This is a genomic window from Peribacillus sp. TH14 (genome assembly GCF_016651145.1).
Taxonomy (GTDB): domain Bacteria; phylum Bacillota; class Bacilli; order Bacillales; family DSM-1321; genus Peribacillus; species Peribacillus butanolivorans.
Genome location: NZ_JAEKEK010000001.1, coordinates 195,810 through 221,536, shown reverse-complemented (window position 1 = coordinate 221,536; position 25,727 = coordinate 195,810). Strand labels below are relative to the sequence as shown.

Annotated in this window: 20 protein-coding genes and 1 pseudogene; all 21 read left to right on the top strand. The window is 39.0% G+C overall.

The features are described 5' to 3' along the window. Positions 1–26 precede the first annotated feature (26 nt). The 21 genes and pseudogenes from flhA (at position 27) to JFU50_RS01075 (ending at position 25,632) form a co-directional block, all read left to right on the top strand. Positions 27–2,063, top strand: a complete 2,037-nt coding sequence (gene flhA, locus JFU50_RS01175; protein WP_201221400.1) for a flagellar biosynthesis protein FlhA — start codon at positions 27–29, stop codon at positions 2,061–2,063. After that, a complete protein-coding gene (flhF, locus tag JFU50_RS01170; protein ID WP_201221397.1) occupies positions 2,060–3,214 on the top strand; it encodes a flagellar biosynthesis protein FlhF in 1,155 nt (384 codons plus the stop codon). The genes flhA and flhF overlap by 4 nt, the downstream gene beginning before the upstream one ends. Continuing rightward, entirely contained in the window at positions 3,198–4,064 is an 867-nt protein-coding gene (locus JFU50_RS01165; protein ID WP_201221395.1) for a MinD/ParA family protein, read from the top strand. The genes flhF and JFU50_RS01165 overlap by 17 nt, the downstream gene beginning before the upstream one ends. Positions 4,065–4,074: 10 nt before the next feature. Continuing rightward, a pseudogene (gene cheB / locus JFU50_RS01160) lies at positions 4,075–5,071 on the top strand (chemotaxis-specific protein-glutamate methyltransferase CheB). Between the two features lie 20 nt (positions 5,072–5,091). Further along, entirely contained in the window at positions 5,092–7,146 is a 2,055-nt protein-coding gene (locus JFU50_RS01155; protein WP_201221393.1) for a chemotaxis protein CheA, read from the top strand. 152 nt (positions 7,147–7,298) lie between these two features. Beyond that, a complete protein-coding gene (locus JFU50_RS01150) occupies positions 7,299–7,769 on the top strand; it encodes a chemotaxis protein CheW (protein WP_201181416.1) in 471 nt (156 codons plus the stop codon). A 4-nt stretch (positions 7,770–7,773) separates the two neighbouring features. Continuing rightward, the gene (locus JFU50_RS01145; protein WP_201221391.1) at positions 7,774–8,412 is read left to right on the top strand and encodes a chemotaxis protein CheC; all 639 of its coding nucleotides are present in this window, start codon (positions 7,774–7,776) and stop codon (positions 8,410–8,412) included. Then, positions 8,405–8,908 (top strand): chemotaxis protein CheD, encoded by a 504-nt coding sequence (locus JFU50_RS01140; RefSeq protein ID WP_201221389.1) that lies wholly within the window; start codon positions 8,405–8,407, stop codon positions 8,906–8,908. Before JFU50_RS01145 ends, JFU50_RS01140 begins: the two co-directional genes overlap by 8 nt. Positions 8,909–9,042: 134 nt before the next feature. Then, the gene (locus tag JFU50_RS01135; protein WP_201221387.1) at positions 9,043–9,810 is read left to right on the top strand and encodes a FliA/WhiG family RNA polymerase sigma factor; all 768 of its coding nucleotides are present in this window, start codon (positions 9,043–9,045) and stop codon (positions 9,808–9,810) included. A gap of 442 nt (positions 9,811–10,252) precedes the next feature. Further along, positions 10,253–10,573 (top strand): hypothetical protein, encoded by a 321-nt coding sequence (locus JFU50_RS01130; RefSeq protein ID WP_201181413.1) that lies wholly within the window; start codon positions 10,253–10,255, stop codon positions 10,571–10,573. A gap of 140 nt (positions 10,574–10,713) precedes the next feature. Beyond that, complete coding sequence (locus tag JFU50_RS01125) at positions 10,714–11,217, top strand: hypothetical protein (RefSeq protein WP_201221384.1); 504 nt, start codon at positions 10,714–10,716, stop codon at positions 11,215–11,217. 152 nt (positions 11,218–11,369) lie between these two features. Next, entirely contained in the window at positions 11,370–12,083 is a 714-nt protein-coding gene (gene rpsB / locus JFU50_RS01120) for a 30S ribosomal protein S2 (protein WP_056526825.1), read from the top strand. Positions 12,084–12,386: 303 nt separating this feature from the next. Then, positions 12,387–13,271: a translation elongation factor Ts gene (tsf, locus tag JFU50_RS01115; protein ID WP_056526827.1), complete on the top strand. Its 885-nt coding sequence runs from the start codon at positions 12,387–12,389 to the stop codon at positions 13,269–13,271. A gap of 122 nt (positions 13,272–13,393) precedes the next feature. After that, on the top strand, positions 13,394–14,116 hold the full coding sequence (pyrH, locus tag JFU50_RS01110) for a UMP kinase (protein WP_053345351.1): 723 nt from the start codon (positions 13,394–13,396) through the stop codon (positions 14,114–14,116). A 3-nt stretch (positions 14,117–14,119) separates the two neighbouring features. Next, positions 14,120–14,677 carry a ribosome recycling factor gene (frr, locus tag JFU50_RS01105; protein ID WP_201181410.1) on the top strand — a complete coding sequence of 186 codons (558 nt, stop codon included), beginning with the start codon at positions 14,120–14,122 and terminating at the stop codon, positions 14,675–14,677. Between the two features lie 396 nt (positions 14,678–15,073). Beyond that, on the top strand, positions 15,074–15,847 hold the full coding sequence (locus JFU50_RS01100) for an isoprenyl transferase (RefSeq protein WP_056526832.1): 774 nt from the start codon (positions 15,074–15,076) through the stop codon (positions 15,845–15,847). A 25-nt stretch (positions 15,848–15,872) separates the two neighbouring features. Next, the gene (locus tag JFU50_RS01095; RefSeq protein ID WP_056527103.1) at positions 15,873–16,670 is read left to right on the top strand and encodes a phosphatidate cytidylyltransferase; all 798 of its coding nucleotides are present in this window, start codon (positions 15,873–15,875) and stop codon (positions 16,668–16,670) included. A 49-nt stretch (positions 16,671–16,719) separates the two neighbouring features. Further along, positions 16,720–17,880: a 1-deoxy-D-xylulose-5-phosphate reductoisomerase gene (dxr, locus tag JFU50_RS01090; RefSeq protein ID WP_201221382.1), complete on the top strand. Its 1,161-nt coding sequence runs from the start codon at positions 16,720–16,722 to the stop codon at positions 17,878–17,880. 7 nt (positions 17,881–17,887) lie between these two features. Next, entirely contained in the window at positions 17,888–19,156 is a 1,269-nt protein-coding gene (gene rseP, locus JFU50_RS01085) for an RIP metalloprotease RseP (RefSeq protein ID WP_201181405.1), read from the top strand. Between the two features lie 281 nt (positions 19,157–19,437). Continuing rightward, positions 19,438–21,138, top strand: coding sequence for a proline--tRNA ligase (locus tag JFU50_RS01080; RefSeq protein ID WP_201181403.1), 1,701 nt, complete (start codon positions 19,438–19,440; stop codon positions 21,136–21,138). Between the two features lie 171 nt (positions 21,139–21,309). Then, positions 21,310–25,632, top strand: a complete 4,323-nt coding sequence (locus JFU50_RS01075) for a PolC-type DNA polymerase III (RefSeq protein WP_201181402.1) — start codon at positions 21,310–21,312, stop codon at positions 25,630–25,632. The last annotated feature ends 95 nt before the right edge of the window (positions 25,633–25,727 follow it).

Sequence of the window (25,727 nt, the reverse complement as noted above, 5' to 3'; positions counted from 1 at the left end):
TGACCCGCTAGTTAGGAGAGAAGAACATGCGAGCAAGAGATTTAGTTGTCATATCGAGCGTCATCATGATTGTTGCCATGTTGGTCATTCCATTACCAACATGGTTGTTAAGTATTTTACTTCTTTTAAATATATCTCTTGCGCTGTTGGTTCTATTGACTACGATGAATATGAAAGAGCCTTTGGAATTTTCAATATTTCCTTCCTTGCTCCTTTTACTGACATTATTCAGGCTGGGGTTGAATGTGTCGACGACACGTGCCATTTTGACATATGGTGATGCTGGCGGTGTAGTCGAAACCTTTGGCTCGTTTGTAGTCGGAGGGAACGTGCTTGTAGGTTTAGTTGTATTTATCATTTTGGTTATCATCAATTTCATCGTCATCACGAAAGGTTCTGAACGGGTGTCAGAAGTGGCAGCAAGATTTACGCTAGATGCGATGCCTGGGAAACAGATGGCCATTGATGCAGATTTGAATGCTGGGATGATCTCAGAAAATGACGCACGTACCAGACGAGAAAAAATCAGCAATGAAGCTGACTTTTATGGATCCATGGACGGAGCGAGTAAGTTTGTTAAAGGAGACGCCATCGCCGGTATTATCATTGTCATCATCAATTTGATTTTTGGAATGATTATTGGTGTCATGCAATTGGATATGAGTTTTGGAGAATCTGCTGTTCATTTTTCCATGTTATCAGTTGGAGATGGAATTGTCAGTCAAGTGCCTGCCTTATTGATTTCAACAGCAACAGGAATAGTCGTAACCCGGGCAGCCTCGAATGGTAATCTTGGATCAGATATTGTTGAACAGTTATTTCAATTTCCAAAGATGCTTTACTTGACTGCAGCAACAATTTTTTTGCTAGGTTTATTCACGCCAATTTCAGATATATTTACGTTTCCAATTGCAGCGTTATTAGTCATAGGAGGGTATACGATTTCTAGGATACCACAGCCGAATGAAAGTGAAATACAAGAAATGGAAGAAGTGTTGGAAACAGATGAAATGAAAAGTCCAGAAAGTGTCGTTAACCTTTTGAGTGTCGATCCAATCGAATTCGAGTTTGGATATGGACTAATTCCCCTTGCTGATGCCAATCAAGGGGGAGACTTACTAGACCGTGTCGTCATGATCCGCCGACAACTGGCAATTGAAATGGGACTTGTCATTCCAGTCGTCAGAATACGAGATAATATCCAGTTGAACCCTAATGAGTATCGGCTAAAAATTAAGGGAAATGAAATTGCAAAAGGGGAATTGCTTCTGAATCACTTTTTGGCAATGAGTCCAGGAATAGAAGATGAATCAATAGAAGGAATCGATACGATAGAACCATCATTTGGTCTACCAGCTAAATGGATTAGGGATGATATGAAAGAGCATGCAGAGATGATGGGCTATACAGTTGTAGATCCTCCAAGTGTTGTATCCACACATTTAACGGAAGTCATAAAAGCGAATGCTCATGAGCTTTTGGGCAGGCAGGAAACGAAACAATTGATCGATTATCTTGGTGAATCATCACCAATTCTTGTAGAAGAGGTCACCCCGAATCCCTTGTCGATAGGTGATGTACAAAAGGTATTGGCAAAATTGTTAAAGGAAAAAGTTTCTATAAGGAACTTATCAATCATTTTCGAAACACTTGCTGATTATGGTAAGTTGTCGACGGATACAGATTTGCTTACTGAATATGTACGACAGAATTTAGCCAGGCAGATTACTAATTCCTTTATCGTAGAAGAAAATCGAATAAAAGTCATCACGTTATCGGGAAAAGTAGAAAAAACCATTGCAGATGGAGTGCAACAAACTGAACATGGAAACTTTTTATCACTAGATCCAAATATATCTCAGTCCATATTGGAGGCAATTGCGGCCAAATTGGATGAGCTGACGTTAATGGAACATCAACCAATCCTACTTTGTTCTCCAGCAGTACGGATGTATACCCGGCAGTTAACAGAACGTTATTTTCCTAATGTACCGATTCTTTCATACAATGAACTCGAATCGAATGTAGAAGTACAAAGTGTAGGGGTGGTGAATATCGATTGAAAGTAAAGAAATATAGGGCACCATCAATGGCCGAAGCTATGAAGCGAATAAGAGAAGAATTAGGCAGTGATGCGATTATTTTAAGTTCAAAAGCTGTCTATATTGGTGGTTTCCTAGGATTATTTAAAAAACGGAATATCGAAGTCATTGCAGCCATCGATCCAGTTTCACAGCCCAACCAAATGGTAACTAAACAAAAAACGAAGAAGTTGCCTGTGAAACAAGAAATATCGAGTAATAGCACTATTACACAGGAAGGTAACAATGAAAGTACGGATCTATTAAAAGAATTAGAAGGTTTAAAGGATATGATTAAAAGTATACAAATCACATCTGATAGACACTATCCGGGAAAACTGCAGAAAATCAATGATTATCTCACAGAGCAGGAAGTGGATGTACAGCTTCGCTCGCAAATCATGGATGAATTACTTGAAAAATGGTTTGCTCTCAAACAACAATCCACTGACGAAGAAGTACAAGGTTGGTTAGAAGAAGCCTTATTTGAAATATTGGAGAAGGTTCAAAACGGGAAACCCGGTCTGCAAAAAAAATATATTAATATTGTTGGACCAACAGGAGTTGGTAAGACAACCACCCTCGCTAAAGTAGCAGCAGAGACCATGCTTAGGTATGGTAAAAAAGTGGCTTTCATTACGACAGATACATACAGGATTGCAGCAATAGATCAGCTTAAAACGTATGCAAAGATTTTAAATGTTCCGATTGAAGTAGCGTATAATTTGGAAGATTTTAAAAAAGCAACGGAACGTTTTTCTCATTATGACTATGTATTTATAGATACTGCTGGAAGGAATTTTCGCAATCCACAGTATGTTAAAGACCTTAGTGAAATTATTGATTTTACAGATGAGATGGAAACATATTTAGTTTTGTCATTGACTTCGAAGCAAAAGGATATGGAAGATATTTATCGGCAGTTTGCTAGCATACCAATTAAACAGGTCATTTTTACTAAAGCTGACGAGACATCTACTTTCGGGGCTATATTTAATTTTATACACGCTCATAAACTAGGAGCCGCTTATATTACAAATGGACAGAATGTACCAGATGATATTAAAAAAGCTACATCATTACAGCTATTGAAAATGGCTTTTGGGGCTAAAAAATATGAAAGATCAAGCTGAGAACTTACGAAGAAGACTGGAAACCCACCAAAATCAATCAGTGGCTAAAACTCTTGCCATTTTAAGTGGTAAAGGTGGCGTCGGAAAATCTAACTTTTCTTTGAACTTTTCCCTCGCTTTATCTAAACGAGGAAATAAGGTCCTGTTGTTCGATATGGATTTCGGGATGGGAAATATAGATATTTTGATTGGTGAACATTCATCTTACAGTATCGTTGATTTCTTTGAAAGTGGTCGTAGCTTGATAGATATTATGACGACAGGCCCAGAGAGTATTTCAATCATTACGGGTGGAACAGGGCTGACAAGCCTCTTTTCCCTCGATGAAAACAAGTTTATGCGGTTTAATGAAGAATTTAGTTTGCTGTTGACGGATTATGATTATATTTTGTTTGATATGGGGGCAGGTATAACTCAGGACTCGGCAAAATTTCTGTTATGTGTTGATGAGTTAATCGTTATTACGACGCCTGAACCGACTTCCGTAATGGATGCCTACTCTACAATGAAATACATACATTCCGTCAAAAAAGAAATTCCATATTTTCTGGTTTGTAATAGAGTTTTCACAAATAAGGAAGGCAAAGAAACGATTATGCGGCTTCAAAATGCACTTAAGAAATTTTTGGGGCTGGAAAGTGTAGCACTTGGTTACCTGCCGGACGATAGAACTGTTTCCAAAGCTGTTTCAAGACAAATACCCTTTATCCTTTTTGATTCTGAAGCTAATGTATCTAAAGCTCTTATGGATATTGCATCGAGATATACAAGCCATTCATTTGGTGGAGAATTGACTTTACAAAAAAGCAACTTCCTTAGCAATATGAAGAGATATCTTCTTGGAAAGTAGGTCTCCTTACATGGATAAAGTTAAAGTGCTGATTGTGGATGATTCTGCGTATTTGAGAAAGTTCGACACCTTAGATGTAGAGATGCAGGTTATGAATGGAAGAGAAGCATTAAATCGGATTATGGATGAATGTCCAACTGCTGAAATCATGTTTTCAAGCACGATGAAAGAAGGAATGGAAAATACCTTTGCTTCTATGTACAGTAGAGCCTTTGACTTTGTGGCTAAACCTTTAGGTGCCATTTCACTGGATTTGTACAAAATTAAGAAAGAACGGGTTTGAAAAAGTTATGGCAGCCAGCCGTGAGAATGTTCACAAACTACAAAAAAATGCAATAAATATTGAGGGAAATCCATCGTTTTGGGGAAAATATAGTAAAAAAGATACAAGAGAAATATTAGAAAATGAAAAAAATAAAAATAAATGGTCCAATTGGAATAAAAAAATTATAGTCATTGGTACATCGACTGGAGGACCAAGGGCTCTTCAGACAGTATTGACGGGACTCCCAGAAACAATTGATGCACCTATTCTTGTTGTCCAGCATATGCCCTCTGGTTTTACAAAATCCTTGGCTGACCGTCTAAATTCATTATGTAGGATTCAAGTGAAGGAAGCAGAGGATGGGGAACTGATCCAAAAAGGAGTTGCTTATATTGCCCCTGGAGGTCTTCACCTGAAAGTGAGAAAAGTGGGGATGAGCATTGCAGTACTTTTGGATCAATCCGAACTGCGTAGCGGACACCGCCCTTCAGTAGATGTGCTGTTTGAATCAGTAAGTGAAATTACTGATTTTGCGAAAATAGCTGTCATCATGACCGGGATGGGGATGGATGGTTCAAGTGGGATGATTAAGTTGAATCAATCGGGTCCTTTAAAAGCGATTGCAGAGTCACAGAAGACATCAATCGTATTTGGAATGCCGAAAGCGGCGATTGCTACCAATTTGATAGATAGCATAGAGGATGTAGAAACAATAGCTAACGCAATAATTAGCTATTGTTAACAAGTGGAGGTGGAGATTGCATGGATATGAATCAGTATCTAGAGGTATTTATTGAAGAAAGTAAAGAACATCTTCAAACGTGCAGTGAACAGCTGTTGGTACTTGAGAAAAACCCGGAAGACCTTTCAATTGTTAACGAAATCTTTCGTTCCGCTCATACTTTAAAAGGGATGTCGGCCACCATGGGGTATGAGGATTTAGCGAACTTGACCCACAAAATGGAAAATGTGTTGGATGGGATTCGAAACAGTCAAATTATTCTTACCCCTGAATTGTTTGATGTGATATTTTTAGCCGTTGATGATTTAGAAGCAATTGTCATGTCTATTGCTGAAGGTGGCGATGGAAAAAGAGATGTGAAGAATGTTGTTCGTCAGCTGCAATTGATTGAAAAAGGGGAGTCGCCTGTTTTCTCTTCTATCGCAGAGACTGCAGCTGCATCTACTGTTCATGAAAAGGAAGAAGTGACAAGTGGTGAGTACGATGAATTTGAATTGACAGTCCTGCAGCAGTCCAAAGAACAAGGATTCGACAGTTATGAAATTTCGATAGATTTGCGTGAAGACTGTCTTTTAAAAGCAGCGAGGGTATTTATGGTATATGAGGTGCTTGAAAAATCAGGTGAAGTAATCAAGTCCAATCCACCAGTTGAACTTTTGGAAGAAGAACAGTTTGATCGGAAGTTTACAGTTACGGTGGTAACAAAAGAATCGAGTGAAGAGCTTCATAAAAAAGTCATGAAGATTTCTGAAGTGGAAAAAGTTGATATAAATGCTCTTAATCTTGACGATCTACGACACACTGCCAATGCTAAGGAGGAAAAAAAAGCTGCAGTGGATAACCAGGCCCAAGAAAGGAACGCCTTGCTTTTAAGTGAGAATAAGGAGACTAAGAAGACTAAGAAGCAGGCACCTGTTAAGCCGGCCTCAAGTAAGACTATTCGGGTAAATATCGAGCGGCTTGATATATTAATGAATTTATTTGAGGAACTTGTAATTGATAGAGGTAGACTCGATCAAATTTCAAGCGATTTGGATAACCAGGAACTGCATGAAACAGTTGAAAGAATGTCCCGGATAACCAGCGATTTGCAAACAATTGTGTTGAATATGCGGATGGTTCCTGTAGAAACTGTATTCAATCGTTTCCCTAAAATGGTTCGTCAATTAGCAAGGGATTTGAATAAGAAAGTAGATTTGGAAATCATCGGAGCTGAAACAGAACTTGATCGTACAGTTATAGATGAAATTGGTGATCCACTCGTCCATTTATTAAGAAATGCAATGGATCATGGAATTGAAACACCTGAAGAACGTCTAGCGAAAGGGAAGAATGAAGAAGGGAAAATCCTTTTAAAAGCGTATCACAGCGGCAACCATGTTTTCATTGAAATTGACGATGATGGAGCGGGAATAAATAAAGATCTTGTCTTAAACAAGGCCTTTTCCAATGGAATTTTGACAAAGGAAGCTGCTGCTACTTTAACAGATAAGCAAATCTATGAATTAATTTTTGCTTCAGGGTTCTCAACAGCTGAAACCATTTCAGATGTATCAGGACGTGGTGTAGGGCTGGATGTGGTTAAAAATACGATCGAGTCATTGGGTGGGTCTGTAACGATCGATTCAAAAGAGAACGAAGGATCTATATTCCTTATTCAACTTCCCCTTACATTATCGATAATTTCTGTAATGCTGGTTGAAATCCAAAAGGAAAAATATGCTATTCCACTTTCTTCTATTATAGAGACTGCGATTATAAAAAAAGAAGATATCATGAATGCTCATAATCAACAAGTTATTGACTTCAGGGGGAAAGTTCTACCGCTCCTGTTCCTGAAGGAAATTTTTGAAGTGCCTGTGCATCAGGAAGAAGAGGAATTTCTCTCTGTGGTTATTGTCAGAAAAGGTGATAAATTGGCAGGATTAGTTGTGGATTCATTTATTGGACAACTCGAAATCGTCTTGAAATCTCTTGGTAATTATTTAACATCTGCTTTTGCGATATCTGGGGCAACGATATTAGGTGATGGTCAAGTTGCTTTGATCATTGATTGCAACACATTGATTCATTGACCGATAGAGAAATAGAGAGGAAACGACGGTCAGCAGGGTTTAACCGTGGTTATGCAATGGGCGGAAGAGTTCTGATTTAAGTGGTTGTTCGCATTCAGGCATCGTGAAGGCTACTCTCTGCTATCATCATAAATTTAAGAGGAGGAGAATAGATGTCGACTACAAATCTCGTTCAAGATATGAAAGTAATTGTATTTCAAATTAAAGATAAAGAATATGCCATTCCAGTAGATAAAGTTAGTGGAATTGAAAAACTTTTGCATATAACAAGAGTTCCTAAGGCTGTTCAGCTTGTTAAGGGAGTCATAAATCTAAGGGGTGTAATTACCCCAATTATTGATTTACGGGTCCGTTTTGGTCTTGAAGAGTTAGAATACAACGACTCTACAAGGATTATCGTGGTCATTTTAGATGATATGGAAGTGGGGTTAATAGTAGACTCTGCCAATGATGTATTGGATATTCCAGTTGATAGTATCGAACCGCAGCCGGAAGTTGTTGGTCATTCGGCGTCAGAATACATTAGCGGCGTGGCTAAAATTGAAAAACGACTGCTCGTGTTAATTAATTTGGAAAAGGCTTTAAGTCTTGAAGTAAATGAAAATATGAGAATAGAAGGATAATCATATGTCGTTTATTGAGAAAATTAATCCCCTTCAGCTCGATATCTTGAAGGAAATTGGCAATATTGGCGCAGGGCACGCAGCCACTGCACTTTCGGCAATTCTTAATAGGAAAATTGATATGAATGTTCCTAATGTCCGAGTGGTTTCCTTTGATGAAATGTTGGAAATGGCTGGTGGGGCTGAACAAGTTGTTGCTAGCATTTTCTTGCGAATAGTAGGCGATGCTTCCGGTAGCATGTTTTTCATCCTTTCTCTACCTGTGGCTGAATACTTCATTCAACAGATGACAGGAGATGAAACCTTTTCAATAGATTCCACTCCATATACTGATTTGGCGCTTTCTTGCCTTCAGGAATTAGGGAATATATTGTCGGGATCCTATCTAACTTCTCTATCAGATTTCACCCAATTGAATTTATATCCATCTGTTCCGTCATTGAGTATTGACATGGTAGGAGCAACAATCAGTTATGGATTATTGGAATTGTCACAAGTAAGTGACACGGCCATTGTCATAGATACTGTACTTGAAAAGGATCAGCTATTTGCGGAATCTATAGACGGACATTTCTTTCTGTTACCCGATCCTGAATCTTTTGATATCATTTTCTCCTCTTTAGGAGTGACAACAAATGACTGAATTATTACAGGTCAAGGTTGTAAAAGTCGGCATAGCAGATATGAATATTGTAAAACCTCCCTATTCGATCCGTACTTCTGGTCTAGGATCATGTGTTGGAGTTGTGATTTATGATGAAAAAAAAAAGATTGCCGGTTTGGCTCACGTCATGTTGCCTGACTCTTCACTCGCTAAATCGGGACATATTAACGTTGCCAAATTTGCAGATACGGCGGTAAAGGAATTAGTGCAGCGCTTAGTAAAAGAAGGGGCAAGATTGATTTTTTTAAAAGCAAAGATGGCTGGTGGGGCACAAATGTTTCAATTTGCCTCTGGAGGGGATTTCATGAGAATAGGGCCCAGAAATGTGGAAGCCGTCCGGAAAGAATTAGCAGACTTGCACATCCATGTTGTTGCTGAAGATGTGGGTGGGAATAGCGGTAGAACAATAGAATTTAATTCGAAAGATTGTATGTTAAATATCCGGACCGTGAATAAAGGGACAAAAAACATATAATAAGGGATTACGACTTGTCAGAAAAAAGTGCAACTTGAAATGACAGGAACACTTGCAATCAAAATATTGTTGCATCTAGAGCCTTCGAGGGCAGTTTTGATTACAAAATGTATACAATGTTAGGAGGAAGTCCTATGTCTAATCTGAATATCGGAGAGGAACAGTTATGCTGGGAAAATTGGATTGACTGCAGAGATCAACAAGCCGGGGACATTTTGGTTAAGAAATATATCCCACTTGTATCTTATCATGTCCAACGCATTTCAGTGAGCCTGCCTAAAAATGTGAGCCGTGATGATATAAGGAGTTTGGGGATGATGGGGTTATTCAATGCCCTAGAACGATTTGATCCAAAACGTGATCTGAAATTTGACACATATGCTTCATTTCGAATTCGTGGCGCGATACTAGATGGATTAAGGAAAGAAGATTGGCTCCCGCGAAGTGCTAGAGATAAAGCCAAGAAAATTGAGTCTGCGATCGAAAAATTAGAGCAGAAATACATGAGGAATCTCTCGCCAAATGAAATTGCATCTGAATTAAATATTCCGGAAGATGATGTATATGCTGCATTAAATGAGAATTTCTTTGCCAACGTTTTATCAATGGATGAGAATCCTCAAGAGCAAGATGATAAAGAAGGCACAAACTTTCATATTAAAGATGAAAAAGCAAATCTACCTGAGGAACATCTGTTAAGGGAAGAACTGTATGTGGAATTAGCCAAAGTTATAGAAACACTTAATGAAAAGGAACAGTTGGTTTTACAACTTTTTTATAAAGAAGAGCTTACTTTAACCGAAATTGGACAAGTAATGAGCCTATCTACTTCGCGGATTTCTCAGATCCATTCTAAGACGATATATAAACTAAGAAACGCGATGCAGGATAAAAAGAATTAAGCAGTAATATAGAGAGGGTAAAGGGGCATGGAGGCTGGGTTTCATATCATGCTGTTAAAGAGTTCCTTTCCATTTTCTATCCGAGAGATGGAATCTGGAAACGGTTGAGGATTTCTTCCCTAAGTGCATAATAAATAATATCACCCAGATTAAATCGTCATGTGTTCGAAAATAGACCCTGTACAAGGTATATAAATTACATAGTATTCTATATTGGTGCCTGAAAGTGTAGTTTGAGTTGTGTTTTGCATCCCAATTGTAGAGTAAACCAGCAATACTCTTCAAATCGCCAACAAAAAAATCCACTGCCCAGTTCAGGTCCATCCATCCAACTTAATTGGTTACGATGACGATAATACTTGCTAGTTCCTTGTTCAGTATTTTGAGTTAAGGTCAGAAAGAGTACTGTAAATGCCGTTTTTATAGAAAGGGGTGGGTTGTCATGAGTTTTAACGCGATCGAGATGCAAATTGCTCTTTCAAGAACCCAAGATGCAGGGAAAATCCAAGAGCAAAATCAACAAAAAAATTTAATCCAACAAGATCATGCTGCCCATCAAGTTCGAGAGAATCAAGAACGGAAACAAAAGACTGTAGTAAGTGAAGAACAAAAGCTTCCCGCTCATTTTTATGAAAAAGAAGGGAATGCCGATAAATGGCAGTTTCTTAAAAAAGATAGGCAGAAAGAAAATAAGAAAAAAACAACAACAGTGAAAAAAGATTCTCATCCGTATAAAGGAATCAGGATTGACTATTCGGGTTAAGAGGAGGCACCATGTTAGTAATTTTTATGTTTCTACTGTTTCTTTTAAACATACTCACCATTTTCGCCGTTGTCGTTTTATATCTCCGTCAAAATCGTTTATGTAAGCTCGAAAAAGACCAAAAAGCCATCATAAGTGAGATGGAAGAACTTTTGTCTGGTTATTTAATGGAAATGAAGGAAGATAACGAGACGTTGGTAAAGACTTTTACGAATTCAGTTGCATTAAAACCCAAGCGTGAGCATGAAGAACAAGAACGTGCGGTAGTGAAGAATTCCACGAGAGATAACGAAATCAAGCGAGAGAAAAAAATGTTGCTCGATTACAAAGAAGGGCGGCATATGGGAACAAAAAAGCAAGCTACCGAAGCCTATAAAAAACAGCCAGAAGATAATGAGGAGCATAGATTTCCCTTAAAATCGGAAGATAGATTGGGCCTTTCTTCAGAAGCCCCTTCTCTGTCCAACCAGGAGTATGAAAAAGAATTTTCAGGCATGTTACAGGTTGGATTAAATGAATTATCATTAAATGAACAAGTAGAATATTTAGCGGATCAAGGCCATTCTATAGAAAAAATCGCAAAAAAATTAAATCGCGGCAAAACAGAAATTGAACTTTTATTAAAGTTTCGCATGAATAGATAATTTGTGCTTGATTGTGTCGTATCATTATGATATATTATGAAATGGTGTTAATACACACGCCCCGTGATTCTAACAGATGGTGCTGTTTAGACAGTTTCTGTATGAAAATGATCGGTGCGGAGGAAAAACAAAACCATTTAGGAGGAACTAAAATGTCAGTCATTTCTATGAAACAATTGCTTGAAGCTGGTGTGCATTTCGGACACCAAACACGTCGCTGGAACCCGAAAATGAAGAAATATATCTTCACTGAGCGTAACGGCATCTACATCATCGACCTTCAAAAAACAGTTAAAAAGGTTGAGGAAGCTTATAACTTCGTTAAAGAACTAGCTGCTAACGGTGGAACTGTTCTTTTCGTTGGTACTAAAAAACAAGCTCAAGAATCTGTTAAAGAAGAAGCTATCCGTTCTGGTATGTACTATGTAAACCAACGTTGGTTAGGTGGAACTTTAACAAACTTTGAAACAATCCAAAAACGTATTACTCGTCTTAAAGATATCGAAAAAATGGAAGCAAACGGAACTTTCGAAGTACTTCCTAAAAAAGAAGTTATCCAACTTAAAAAAGAATGGGATCGCTTAGAGAAATTCTTAGGCGGTATTAAAGATATGAAGACTCTTCCAGATGCGATCTTCGTTATCGACCCTCGCAAAGAGCGTATTGCTGTTGCGGAAGCACACAAATTACACATTCCACTTGTTGGTATCGTTGATACAAACTGTGATCCGGATGAAATCGATGTAGTTATTCCTGCGAATGACGATGCAATCCGTGCTGTTAAATTATTAACAGGTAAAATGGCAGATGCTATCTTAGAAGCTAAACAAGGCGAAGAAACAGCAACTGAAACAACAACTGCTTAATAGGCAAAAAAGGTTGCTTAATTAGTAAGAAAAAAAGGTGATAAGAGGATAATGCCTTTTATCCCTTTTTTTTGCACTAAATAAGCATACATAAATCCCGGGCGAATTTTTTAAAAACGTTACGGTTGATTTTCAGGGAATGAAGATAATATGACATCAGGGTTTTGTCCATAAGACTGACCGGTTGATGGTTTTTTGAGAATTTTGCTATAATTTGTTGTTTTTATTGATAAAAACAGGTATTATCTGGCGAAATGGGTAAAGACTGAATAAACTGCATTTAATTTGAGGAGGATAAATATTATGGCAATCACTGCACAATTAGTTAAAGAATTGCGTGAAAAAACTGGTGCCGGCATGATGGACTGTAAAAAGGCGCTAGTACAAACTGAAGGTGATATGGAAAAAGCAATCGATTTCCTACGTGAAAAAGGAATTGCGAAAGCTGCTAATAAAGGAGACCGTATCGCTGCTGAAGGTTTAACTTCTATCGTTGTTGAAGGAAACCAAGCAGTTATCCTTGAAGTGAACTCAGAAACAGATTTCGTTGCTAAAAACGAAGGCTTCCAAGCTCTTGTTAAAGAATTGGCTGCATTCCTTCTTGCTAACAAACCTGAAAGCGTTGAAATTGCTCTTGAGCAAACAATGGAAAATGGAGCAAAAGTTGCAGATCATATCAATGCAGCAGTTGCTAAAATTGGTGAAAAATTAACTCTACGTCGTTTCCAAGTTGTTACAAAAACAGATAATGACGCATTTGGCGCATACCTTCACATGGGTGGACGTATCAGTGTGCTTTCTGTTCTTGAGGGTACAACTGATGCAGAGGCAGCTAAAGGCGTTTCAATGCATATCGCTGCTATTAACCCGAAATATATTTCACGTGACCAAGTGGATGCAAGCGAACTAGACCGCGAACGTGAAGTTCTTACACAACAAGCTCTTAATGAAGGTAAACCAGAAAAAATCGTTGCGAAAATGGTTGAAGGACGTATCAACAAATTCTACGAAGAAATCTGTGTGAACGAACAAGCTTTCGTTAAAAATCCAGATCAAAAAGTTGGACAATTCGTAGAATCAAAAGGTGGAAAAATCCAATCATTCGTTCGTTATGAAGTAGGCGAAGGTCTTGAAAAACGTCAAGAAAACTTTGCTGAAGAAGTAATGAACCAAGTTAAAAAAGACTAATTGCAAGAAAATGATTGAATAGGGAACACTATAGTGTTCCCTATTTTTTGAAATGTCATGAACTTTTGGTAGCAAGAATAACAGGATGAACGAACGAAAAGATTACATAGTTGGAGGTTTTCATGAGTAACGCTAAATATAAACGTGTTGTACTAAAACTCAGTGGCGAAGCATTAGCCGGTGACGAAGGATTTGGAATTAACCCTGCAGTAATTAAATCAATTGCTGAACAAGTTAAAGAAGTAGCTGAACTTGATGTAGAAGTTGCTGTAGTTGTCGGTGGCGGAAACATTTGGCGCGGGAAAATCGGAAGTGAAATGGGCATGGATCGTGCTAATGCCGATTATATGGGTATGTTGGCTACAGTCATGAATTCATTGGCTTTACAAGATAGCCTTGATCAACTTGGAATTGAAACACGCGTTCAAACTTCCATTGAGATGAGACAAGTGGCAGAACCATACATTAGACGCCGTGCGATCAGACATCTTGAGAAAAAGAGAGTTGTAATTTTTGCAGCTGGTACAGGTAATCCTTATTTTTCAACGGATACTACTGCGGCCTTGCGTGCAGCTGAAATTGAAGCTGACGTTATCTTGATGGCGAAGAATAATGTGGATGGCGTTTATAATGCTGACCCTGTTAAAGACAAAAATGCTGTGAAGTATGATGAACTTTCTTATCTTGATGTGATTAAAGAGGGATTAGAAGTAATGGATTCGACTGCGTCCTCACTTTGCATGGACAATGATATACCATTGATTGTCTTCTCGATTATGGAAAAAGGTAATATTAAACGAGCCGTTTTAGGCGAAACGCTTGGAACAATTGTAAGGGGGAAATAAAAGATGCCGAAACAAGTTATTTCAAATGCGAAAACGAAAATGGAAAAAGCCATTGGAGCTTACACACGTGAATTAGCCAGCATCCGTGCCGGCAGGGCGAATGCCTCGTTGCTAGATAGAATATCTATTGATTATTATGGTTCTCCAACCCCGATTAATCAGCTTGCTGGTATTTCTGTACCGGAAGCTAGACTTTTAGTGATTCAGCCTTATGACAAAACCGTCTTAGGTGAGATTGAAAAAGCGATTTTGAAATCTGACTTAGGTTTAAATCCTTCCAATGATGGATCAATCATCCGTATTGCCATTCCTGCGTTAACTGAAGAACGTAGAAAAGAGCTTGTGAAGGTTGTCAAGAAAGAAGCGGAAGAAGCGAAAATAGCAGTCCGTAATGTTCGTCGCGATGGTAATGACGATTTGAAAAAACTTGAAAAAAATGGTGAAATCACTGAAGATGATTTACGCGGCTATGCTGATGACATCCAAAAGATGACTGATGGCAATATCACGAAAATCGATGAGATTACGAAAGATAAAGAAAAAGAAATTTTGGAAGTATAATCTCTTCTTAAAATATAAAATAAAGAGGGCCGAATCCATACTGGTCATGTCTTAGTTCTAACATATAGGTGTGCTAAAAAGAGAAAACTGTTATAATAAGGTTTCTCCGATAATGATTACGCCTTGAGTTAGTAAGTCTGCATGCAAACGTTGGAGGTGGTCCTTTTTTGTATTTTTCATTGCAAATGATAAACTGTTTTTTTAGAAAAAAGAAGTGATAATTTCTCCCCTTCTGACTTCTAATTAAGAATTTTTTTCATAATAATATGAGAACAAGTTTTTTTTTGATATTATAATAAAGATTCTGTTCTTTTTCGCAGAAAGCTTGATATACATAGAGCGCGAATATTTTTAACTTTGTAGAGAGATAAGTACAACCTAATGGGGGACTAACATATGTATTCACTATGGAAGCGTTTCGTTAAAAAAGATGCTTCTTCCGATGTAACAAATAGGATTCAGCATATTAAGAAGTTTGATGTTCCTCAACATATTGCCATTATTATGGATGGAAACGGCCGTTGGGCCAAAAAGCGTGCACTGCCACGCGTGGCCGGTCATCATGAAGGAATGAAAACCGTTCGTAAAATTACGAAAGTAGCCAATAAATTAGGAGTAAAAACATTAACCGTCTATGCGTTCTCCACTGAAAATTGGAAACGTCCGAAAAGTGAAGTCGACTTTTTAATGAAGCTTCCTCAGGAATTTCTCGGGACCTTTTTACCTGAGCTTATTTCTGAAAATGTAAGAGTAGAGACGATTGGCGACTTGTCTCTCATCCCGTCACATACTCAAAACGCCGTTAAACGGGCAATGGAAGATACTAAGAATAATGATGGGATGATTTTAAACTTTGCTCTAAACTACGGAAGCCGCGGAGAAATCGTAACCGCAGTGAATAGCATCGTTCATGATGTTAAGAATGGTATAATAAAGGAAAATGTTTCGGAGGAAATACTGACAAGTTACTTAATGACTAAGCATTTGTCAGATCCAGATTTACTAATTCGCACAAGCGGTGAAATCCGTTTAAGTAATTTCATGCTATGGCAGGCGGCTTATACAGAGCTATGGTTTACAGATGTATTATGGCCGGATTTTAGTGAAGAGCATTTATTGCAGGCAGTTGAGGAGTATCAAAAGCGTTCACGAAGATTCGGTGGCGTTTAATGTAGAAGGCGAGGAAAATGGAATAATGAAACAGCGAATTATTACGGCGGTCGTTGCTGCCGCTATCTTCATTCCAATAGTTATTTTAGGGGGAATTCCCTTTTTACTGCTGGTATATCTGCTAGCGTCCATTGGTTTGTATGAACTGATGAAAATGAAAAATATGCGTGTGGTCTCTTTTGAAGCGATTCTTTCACATATCTTGTTGTGGGTACTTTTACTACCCAATGAAAATACCGCTTTTTTAGCCAATATTAATTACGATAAAGTCCAAATTTTCTTAATGGGCGTTTTACTGCTACTTCTTTATACAGTCGTTTCAAAAAATCGTTTTACTTTTGATGACGCAGGCTTTTTAGTGATCACGATCCTATACCTAGGCATGGGATTCTACTATCTATTTGAAACACGTGATTCGTTGGGTCTGGGTCTGATATATATATTGCTTGCATTATTTACGATTTGGGCAACCGATTCAGGAGCATACTTTATCGGTAAGTCACTAGGTAAAAGAAAGTTATGGCCTGAAATCAGTCCAAATAAAACGGTGGAGGGATTTTTCGGAGGGATATTCTCCGCGTTGATAGTGGGTGTGCTATTTTATGTTTTCTCTTCCCTCGACTATACATTATTACAATTGTTATTGATTTCTTTAATCATTGCGATTTTCGGCCAATTGGGAGATCTCGTTCAATCGGCTTATAAACGTCATTATGGGGTAAAGGATTCAGGGAAGCTTCTTCCAGGTCATGGAGGAATTTTGGACAGGCTTGATAGTTTGATATTTATTTTACCGATTTTGCATTTATTGCATGTATTATAATACAAATAAAGGCATAGGCAAGTGTTATATAAATTAGGAGATGAACAATTTGAAATATATCAGCCTTTTGGGTGCAACAGGTTCGATTGGCCAACAAACAGCGGATGTAGTGAGGGCTCATCCTGATCAATTCAAAATAGTGGCGCTTTCAGCCGGGAAAAATATAGAATTGGTCAGAACTTACATACAAGAGTTTGAACCGAAACTTGTTTCAGTACAGACTAAAGAGGATTATCATGTTTTAAAAAGTGAATTCTTCAGCAAAAAAGATATCGAGTTCATGTACGGAGATGAAGGACTGACCGCTGTTGCTGTTTATGATCAAGCTACAATATTAGTCAATGCCGTCATCGGAAGCGTAGGACTCTATCCAACTTTACAGGCAATAAAGGCTAAAAAGGATATTGCAATCGCCAATAAGGAGACACTGGTGACTGCAGGTCATTTGGTCATAAATGAAGCTAAAAAAGCTGGAGTTAGATTACTCCCTGTTGATAGTGAGCACTCAGCGATTTTCCAGGCGTTACAGGGTGAAAAGGAAAAGAATATCGAACGTCTAGTCATTACTGCATCAGGCGGAAGCTTCCGGGATCGTACCCGAGAAGAATTGAAAGGTGTAACGGTGGAAGAGGCCCTAAACCATCCGAACTGGTCAATGGGTGCTAAAATTACGGTAGACTCCGCTTCGATGATGAATAAGGGGTTGGAAGTCATTGAAGCCCACTGGCTATTCGATCTTCCTTACGATAAAATTGATGTATTGCTACATAAGGAGAGTATCATCCATTCCATGGTTGAATTTCATGATTCCAGCGTGATTGCCCAACTGGGCACACCCGATATGCGCGTACCGATTCAATATGCACTTACTTATCCAGACCGTCTGACATTCGTGGGGCGTAAACGTCTGAACTTGGCTGATGCAGGGAAACTTCATTTTAGCGATATGGATTTCACCAGATATCCTTGTTTGCAATTTGCCTATGAAGCAGGTAAAATGGGCGGAACAATGACAACGGTTTTGAATGCAGCCAATGAAGCAGCAGTAGCTGCATTTTTATCTGGAAAGGTATCATTCCTGGAAATTGAGACTTTGATTGAAAAAGCGCTGAATCAGCATTCTGTCATAACACTTCCGGATTTAGAAACCATTCAGGAAGTAGATTTAATGACAAGGCAGTATATAGAATCTTTAGTGAAAGATAGGTGACCGGAACATGCAGACTTTAGAAACGATTATAGCGTTCATTATCATATTCGGTGCTCTTGTATTTTTCCATGAGCTTGGACACTTAGTGTTTGCAAAGCGTGCCGGAATTTTATGCCGTGAGTTCGCAATCGGTTTCGGACCAAAAGTATTCACGTATAAAAAGAAGGAAACCGTTTATACGATTCGCCTGCTTCCTCTAGGTGGGTATGTGCGTATGGCTGGCGAAGATGCTGAAAATATTGAGCTGAAGCCGGGTTATCGCGTAGGATTAATTTTTGATAATGAAGAGTATGTTACAAAAATCATTTTGAACAATAAAGATAAATATCCTGATATCCGGCTTGTTGAAGTAGAAGTGATCGACCTTGATCACAAACTGATTCTTACAGGTTATGAAGAGGGAGAGGAAGATACGTTAAAAACCTTTACCATTCATAAAGAAGCGGTAATCGTTGAAAATGGTGTGGAAAATCAGATTGCACCTTATGACCGACAATTTGCCTCAAAGTCGCTTGGACACCGCTTCCTTACGATTGTAGCTGGGCCAGCGATGAACTTTGTTTTGGCGTTTGTCATTTTTGTGTTGATTGGTTTGTTTCAAGGGGTTGTTGTGGATGAAGCAAAACTCGGTGAACTGACTGCGGATGGTTCGGCTATAAATGCCGGGTTAAAATCTGGGGATGTTATTCAATCGATTGAGGGAGCAGAAGTCTCATCTTGGGGAGATGTTCAGGAAAGCATACAAAAAAACCCTGGACAAGAAATAGAGTTTGTCGTTGATAGGGACGGGAAAACATTAGAAGTACCCGTTGTTCCTCAAGAAGTGAAGAGAGATGGCAAGAAAATTGGAATTATCGGTGTCTACCCTCCAGTTGAAAAAGCACCGATTAAAGCAATACAATACGGTTTTACCGAAACATATTTTTGGACAAAACAGATCTTTATTATTCTTGGTGACCTTGTAACGGGCGGCTTTACGATCGACAGTCTATCAGGCCCTGTAGGAATCTATAAATCCACAGAAGAAGTTGCAAAACAAGGTATATTCACGTTGATGAAATGGGCAGGACTGCTCAGCATTAACCTAGGAATTATGAACCTTCTTCCATTACCAGCGTTGGATGGAGGAAGACTGCTATTCTTCGTGGTAGAATTCTTAAGAGGAAAACCAATTGACCGCCAAAAAGAAGGAATGGTTCACTTTATCGGGTTTGCATTGCTGATGTTGTTAATGATTGTCGTTACTTGGAATGACATCCAGCGATTCTTCTTATAAAACATGTTCGAATAAGGTATAACAGGCCAGCAGAATTATCTGTTGGCTGTTTCTAATCATGGGAATGGAAATCACCATTTTCTTAAGTTTTTTAAACGTTTTGGGGAAATAGTTTGTTTTCTAAGTAAATCGTAAGTATAATCGAGAATGAGTATATTAAATCAGCTTTTCTGAATATCTCAGAAAGTCTTTTTTTGTATTATATGACCGTATAAAAGCTACGGTATGTAATTATCCGTGGCGGCAGTTTAATTTAAAGGAATTATTGAAGAGGTGCAGATATGAAACAAAGTATGACGTTAATCCCTACATTGAGAGAAGTACCTGCAGATGCAGAAATTAAAAGTCATCAGCTTTTATTACGTGCAGGATTTATGAGACAAAATTCCAGTGGGGTATATAGTTTCATGCCGCTTGGGAAAAAGGTGCTTCAAAAGGTTGAAGCCATTGTTCGGGAAGAGATGGATAATGCTGGTGCAGTTGAGCTATTAATGCCTGCTTTACAACAAGCGGAATTCTGGCAGGAATCTGGACGCTGGTATACATATGGTCCAGAGTTGATGCGTTTGAAGGACCGCAACAACCGTGAATTTGCGCTTGGTGCCACACATGAAGAAGTGATTACAAGCCTAGTTCGTGATGAAGTGAAGTCTTACAAGCGTCTTCCTTTAACAGTATACCAAATTCAAACGAAATTCCGTGACGAAAAGAGGCCGCGCTTTGGATTGTTGCGTGGACGTGAATTTATCATGAAAGATGCTTATTCTTTCCATGCTAATCAAGAAAGCCTTGATGCTGTTTATAAAAAATTATATGCGGCGTATGCAAATGTATTTAGCCGCTGCGGTCTTGATTTCCGTGCGGTCATTGCCGATTCAGGAGCTATGGGTGGAAAAGATACACATGAATTCATGGTCCTATCTGAAATAGGGGAAGATACAATTGCCTATTCAGATACGTCTGATTATGCAGCTAATATTGAAATGGCACCAGTAAGTGTGAACTATGAAAAAAGTTCAGAAGCACAGGGTGCACTTGAAAAAATTCATACACCTGGGCAAAAATCAATCGAGGAAGTAGCAACATTCTTAAAAACGGATGCTACGAAGTTGATTAAATCGTTGTTGTTTAAAGTGGATGAAAAATATGTGCTCGTATTGGTGCGCGGTGATCATGAAGTCAATGATATTAAGTTGAAGAATTTCTATAACGCATCAGTCGTAGAAATGGCAGATCCAATCGAGACGAAAGAGGTTTTAGGCTGTGCAATTGGTTCTCTAGGACCAATCAATGTCACTTCTGACGTAGAAGTGATTGCGGATGTTGCTATCGAAGTAATGGTCAATGGAATCTGTGGTGCAAATGATGAAGACTACCATTATGTGAATGTAAATCCAGACCGTGATTTTAATGTAGCCAACTATTTGGATCTTCGTTTTATTCAAGAGGGTGACCCATCACCGGATGGAAACGGAAAAATTCAATTTGCTAAAGGTATTGAGGTTGGTCACGTATTCAAGCTTGGGACAAAATATTCCGAAGCGATGAACGCGACCTTCCTTGATGAAAATGGACGATCACAGCCGATGATCATGGGTTGTTACGGAATTGGTGTATCTCGCACACTTGCAGCTGTAGCCGAGCAATTCAACGATGAAAAAGGATTGGTTTGGCCAGTGAACTTAGCGCCATACCAAGTTCATTTGATTCCAATTAATATGAAGGATGAAGCGCAGTCTGCACTTTCAGAAGAATTGTATAATGATTTTAAAACACAAGGCTTGGAAGTTCTGATGGATGATCGTCAAGAACGTGCCGGTGTTAAATTTGCTGATTCAGACTTAATTGGACTTCCTGTCCGTGTAACAGTCGGTAAAAAGGCTTCAGAGGGAATTGTCGAAGTGAAAATCCGTAAAACTGGTGAGGTTCTTGAAATTGAAAGAGCTGAACTAACTCAAAAACTTCGCGAAATATTAGGATAATTATTTTGAAAAATAGCGAAGGGAGGCATCATTCAATTGAATGATGCTTTTCCTTTTCCTACATTTAGATACTCGTGAAAGGTACGTGTTATGTTATAATAACCACTGATATTAGAGTGGAAATAATAATGAATAAAATCTTAAGAGATAGTAGATAAGGGGAGAGAGGAAATGGATCAAAATCCTAATAGCGGTAGAGAGAGATTTCAACTCTTGCTCCAGCAGATGGACTTGACTGAGGATGCCTTTGTGAACTTTTTCATTGGTGCCGAAATTGATAAGCTCTCAATTGAGAGAGAGTCCAAAACATGGCATTTTGCCTTTAATATACCTGCGTTAATTCCTTGCAGTGTTCATACAAGACTTGCTACTCAATTAGCAAGTACCTTCGCCCATATTGCGAAGGTCTCATTCACTTTGAATGTAGCTAACCCGCAAGTGACCGAACAATTAGTTAAAGAGTATTGGAAAAACTGCATAGGCGAGCTTCAAGGCATGTCTCCAGCTCTATTGTCACTACTAAATGAGCAAGAGCCTACAGTAAACGGATATAAAATTATCGTAAGTGCACGAAATGATACTGAGGCCGGTCAGTTGAAACGAAAATACTCTGGACTCATTTCGAATATCTATCAAACGTTTGGTTTCCCTCCACTGACTCTTGATGCGGAAGTAAAGGAAACAGTTTCGAATCCTGATTATCAGAAGTTTTTGGAAGAGAAACAAAAGGAAGACGCGGAAAAGGGGCTTGCTGCCCTAGTGGAAATGCAGAAGAAAGAATCGGAAAAAGGTGGAGACGATGGCGTCTACGAAGGACCTGTTAAGATTGGTTATACGATTAAAGAAGATGCTGATTTCCGAAGAATTGAACAGATTATCGATGAAGAGCGGAGAATTGCAATTGAGGGCTTCGTATTTGATGCGGAAGTCCGAGAGCTTCGCAGTGGCCGTAGCTTACTGACGTTCAAAGTGACGGATTATACCAGCTCAATATTAGTCAAAATGTTTTCACGTGATAAAGAAGATGCCGCAATTCTTGCCCGTGTGAAAAAGGGAATGTGGGTACGTGCTCAAGGTAGCATTCAAAATGATACATTTGTACGGGATTTGGTTATGATTGCAAATGATATAAATGAAATCTCTAAACAGGGTCGACAGGACAAGGCTCCTGAAGGGGAAAAGCGGGTCGAACTGCATATGCATACTCCGATGAGTTCTATGGATGCGGTGACACCGACTTCTGCCCTTATTGCCCAGGCAGCCAAGTGGGGGCATAAGGCTGTTGCCATCACGGATCATGCAGGTGCCCAATCATTCCCTGAAGCTTATAGTGCCGGGAAAAAGAATGACATTAAAATTCTTTACGGCGTCGAAGTGAATCTTGTAAACGACGGCGTGCCGGTTGTCTATAATGAGGCGCATATTGCATTGGCTGATGCCACCTATGTCGTGTTTGATGTAGAAACGACAGGACTGTCTGCCGTTTATGATACGATAATTGAATTTGCTGCAGTAAAAATTCGTGATGGGGACATTATTGATCGATTCGAGTCATTTGCGAATCCTCATCATCCGTTATCCAATACGACCATAGATTTGACGGGAATCACTGATGATCTTGTAGAAAATGCTCCAGAAGTCTCGGAAGTACTCGAAAAGTTCAGGAATTGGGCAGGAGATGCCATACTCGTTGCTCATAACGCGACATTTGATATGGGCTTTTTGAATATAGGTTATAAAAACATGGGATATCCTAAGGCAGCGAATCCAGTTCTGGACACATTGGAACTAGCCCGATTTTTATATCCGGAGTTTAAAAACCATCGTTTAAATACATTATGTAAAAAGTTCGATATCGATTTGACTCAGCATCATAGGGCCATATATGATGCCGAAGCTACAGGCTATCTTATGTTGAAGATGCTAAAGGATGCGATGGAAAAAGACATTACCCATCATGATCAGCTAAATGACAATATGGGTAAAGGAAATGCTTATCAGCGTTCCCGTCCGTCCCATTGTACGCTGATTGCGCAAACACAGGCTGGTTTAAAAAACCTTTTTAAATTAATTTCGATATCACATATTGATTATTATTATCGTGTACCTCGGTTACCGCGTTCCCAACTTAAAAAGTATCGTGAAGGAATTCTCGTTGGATCCGGATGTGATAAAGGGGAAGTTTTTGAAGGGATGATGCAAAAGGGTTTTGAGGAAGTCATAGATATCGCTGAATTTTACGATTATCTTGAAATTCATCCGAAGGAAGTATACCAGCATTTGATTGAGCTTGAATATATCAGGGATGATAAATCGTTAGAAACAATCATCACAAATATCGTCAAGCTTGGTGAGAAATTGGATAAGCCTGTCGTTGCCACAGGGAATGTTCATTATTTGGACCCAAACGACAAAATTTACCGTAAAATCCTTGTGAATTCACAAGGTGGAGCGAACCCGCTGAATCGTCATAAGCTGCCGGATGTACATTTCCGGACAACTGATGATATGCTGAGGGCCTTCTCATTCCTTGGTTCTGAGAAAGCCAAAGAAGTTGTGGTAACTAACACGAATAAAATCGCTGATATGATAGATGAAATCAAGCCTATCAAGGATGAGTTATACACGCCTAAAATTGAAGGCGCAGAAGAAGAGATGCGTGAGATGAGTTACGGCATGGCAAAGAAGATATACGGAGAGAACCTGCCGGAAATCGTAGAAGCTCGTCTTGAAAAAGAATTGAAAAGCATCATTGGCCATGGATTTGCCGTTATTTATTTGATTTCTCACAAACTAGTTAAAAAATCTTTGAATGATGGATATCTCGTGGGATCACGGGGGTCGGTGGGATCTTCGTTCGTTGCAACGATGACTGAAATTACTGAGGTAAACCCACTGCCGCCGCATTATGTGTGTCCAACGTGTAAAAAATCGGAATTCTTCAATGATGGTTCTGTGGGTTCTGGATTTGACCTGCCAGATAAAGACTGTCCAGATTGCGGCATTGCTTATACAAAAGACGGACATGATATCCCGTTTGAAACCTTCCTTGGCTTTAAAGGGGATAAGGTTCCTGATATTGACTTGAACTTCTCCGGTGAATATCAGCCGAAGGCCCATAACTATACTAAGGTCTTGTTTGGAGAAGAGTATGTTTACCGCGCTGGAACGATTGGTACGGTAGCTGAAAAAACGGCGTATGGCTATGTAAAAGGTTATTCTACCGACAATAATATCCATATGCGGGGAGCTGAGACTGACCGTCTTGTTGCTGGATGTACAGGAGTAAAACGGACTACTGGACAGCATCCAGGTGGAATCATCGTTGTTCCGGATTACATGGATATTTATGATTTCACACCTATTCAGTTCCCAGCGGATGACCGAACTTCCGAGTGGAAAACGACTCACTTTGATTTCCATTCAATTCACGATAATATTTTAAAACTTGATATTCTTGGTCACGATGATCCTACTGTAATCAGGATGCTTCAGGATTTGAGCGGCATCGATCCAAAAACGGTTCCGACAGACGATCCTGAAGTAATGAAAATATTCAGTAGTACCGAATCATTAGGAGTAACGGAAGATCAAATTATGTGTAAAACTGGAACGCTCGGTATTCCAGAATTTGGTACGCGTTTTGTTAGGCAGATGCTTGAGGACACGAAACCTACAACATTTTCCGAGCTTGTCCAGATATCCGGATTATCTCATGGTACCGATGTATGGTTGAGTAATGCACAGGAGCTGATTCACAACCGAATATGTACACTTAGCGAAGTTATCGGTTGTCGGGATGATATTATGGTCTATCTGATTTATCAAGGGCTCGATCCTTCTCTGGCGTTTAAAATTATGGAATCAGTACGTAAAGGGAAAGGGCTCTCCGAGGAATTCGAAGCAGAAATGAGAAAAAATGAGGTGCCGGAATGGTATATCGATTCATGTAAAAAGATTAAATACATGTTCCCGAAAGCCCATGCTGCAGCTTATGTATTAATGGCTGTCCGGATTGCTTATTTTAAAGTGCATTTACCTTTATTATATTATGCCGCTTATTTCACAGTTCGTGCCGATGATTTTGAAATCGATGCGATGACGCGGGGATCTCAGGCGATCAAAACTAAGATTGAAGAAATCAATGTAAAAGGATTGGATGCTTCTACTAAGGAAAAGAATACATTGACGGTTCTTGAACTTGCCTTAGAAATGTGTGAGCGCGGATACAGCTTTGCTAAGGTGGATTTGTATAAATCTAGTGCAGACCAATTCATAATTGAAGGTAACACGTTGATTCCACCATTCAATTCAATACCAGGTCTTGGAACAAATGCGGCCATCAATATCGTTAATGCACGTAAGAATGGAGAATTCCTCTCGAAAGAAGATTTACAACAGCGAGGGAAAGTATCCAAGACGATTCTTGAATACCTTGATAAACAAGGCTGTCTAGAGTCTCTGCCTGAACAAAATCAGTTATCTTTATTTTAAAAGAGAAGCTGATGATAAAAAGGAAGAAACAGACATGATATTTGCATAAATATCTTGATTATGGTATATTTTTATTGGAAATACTAAGAGGAACC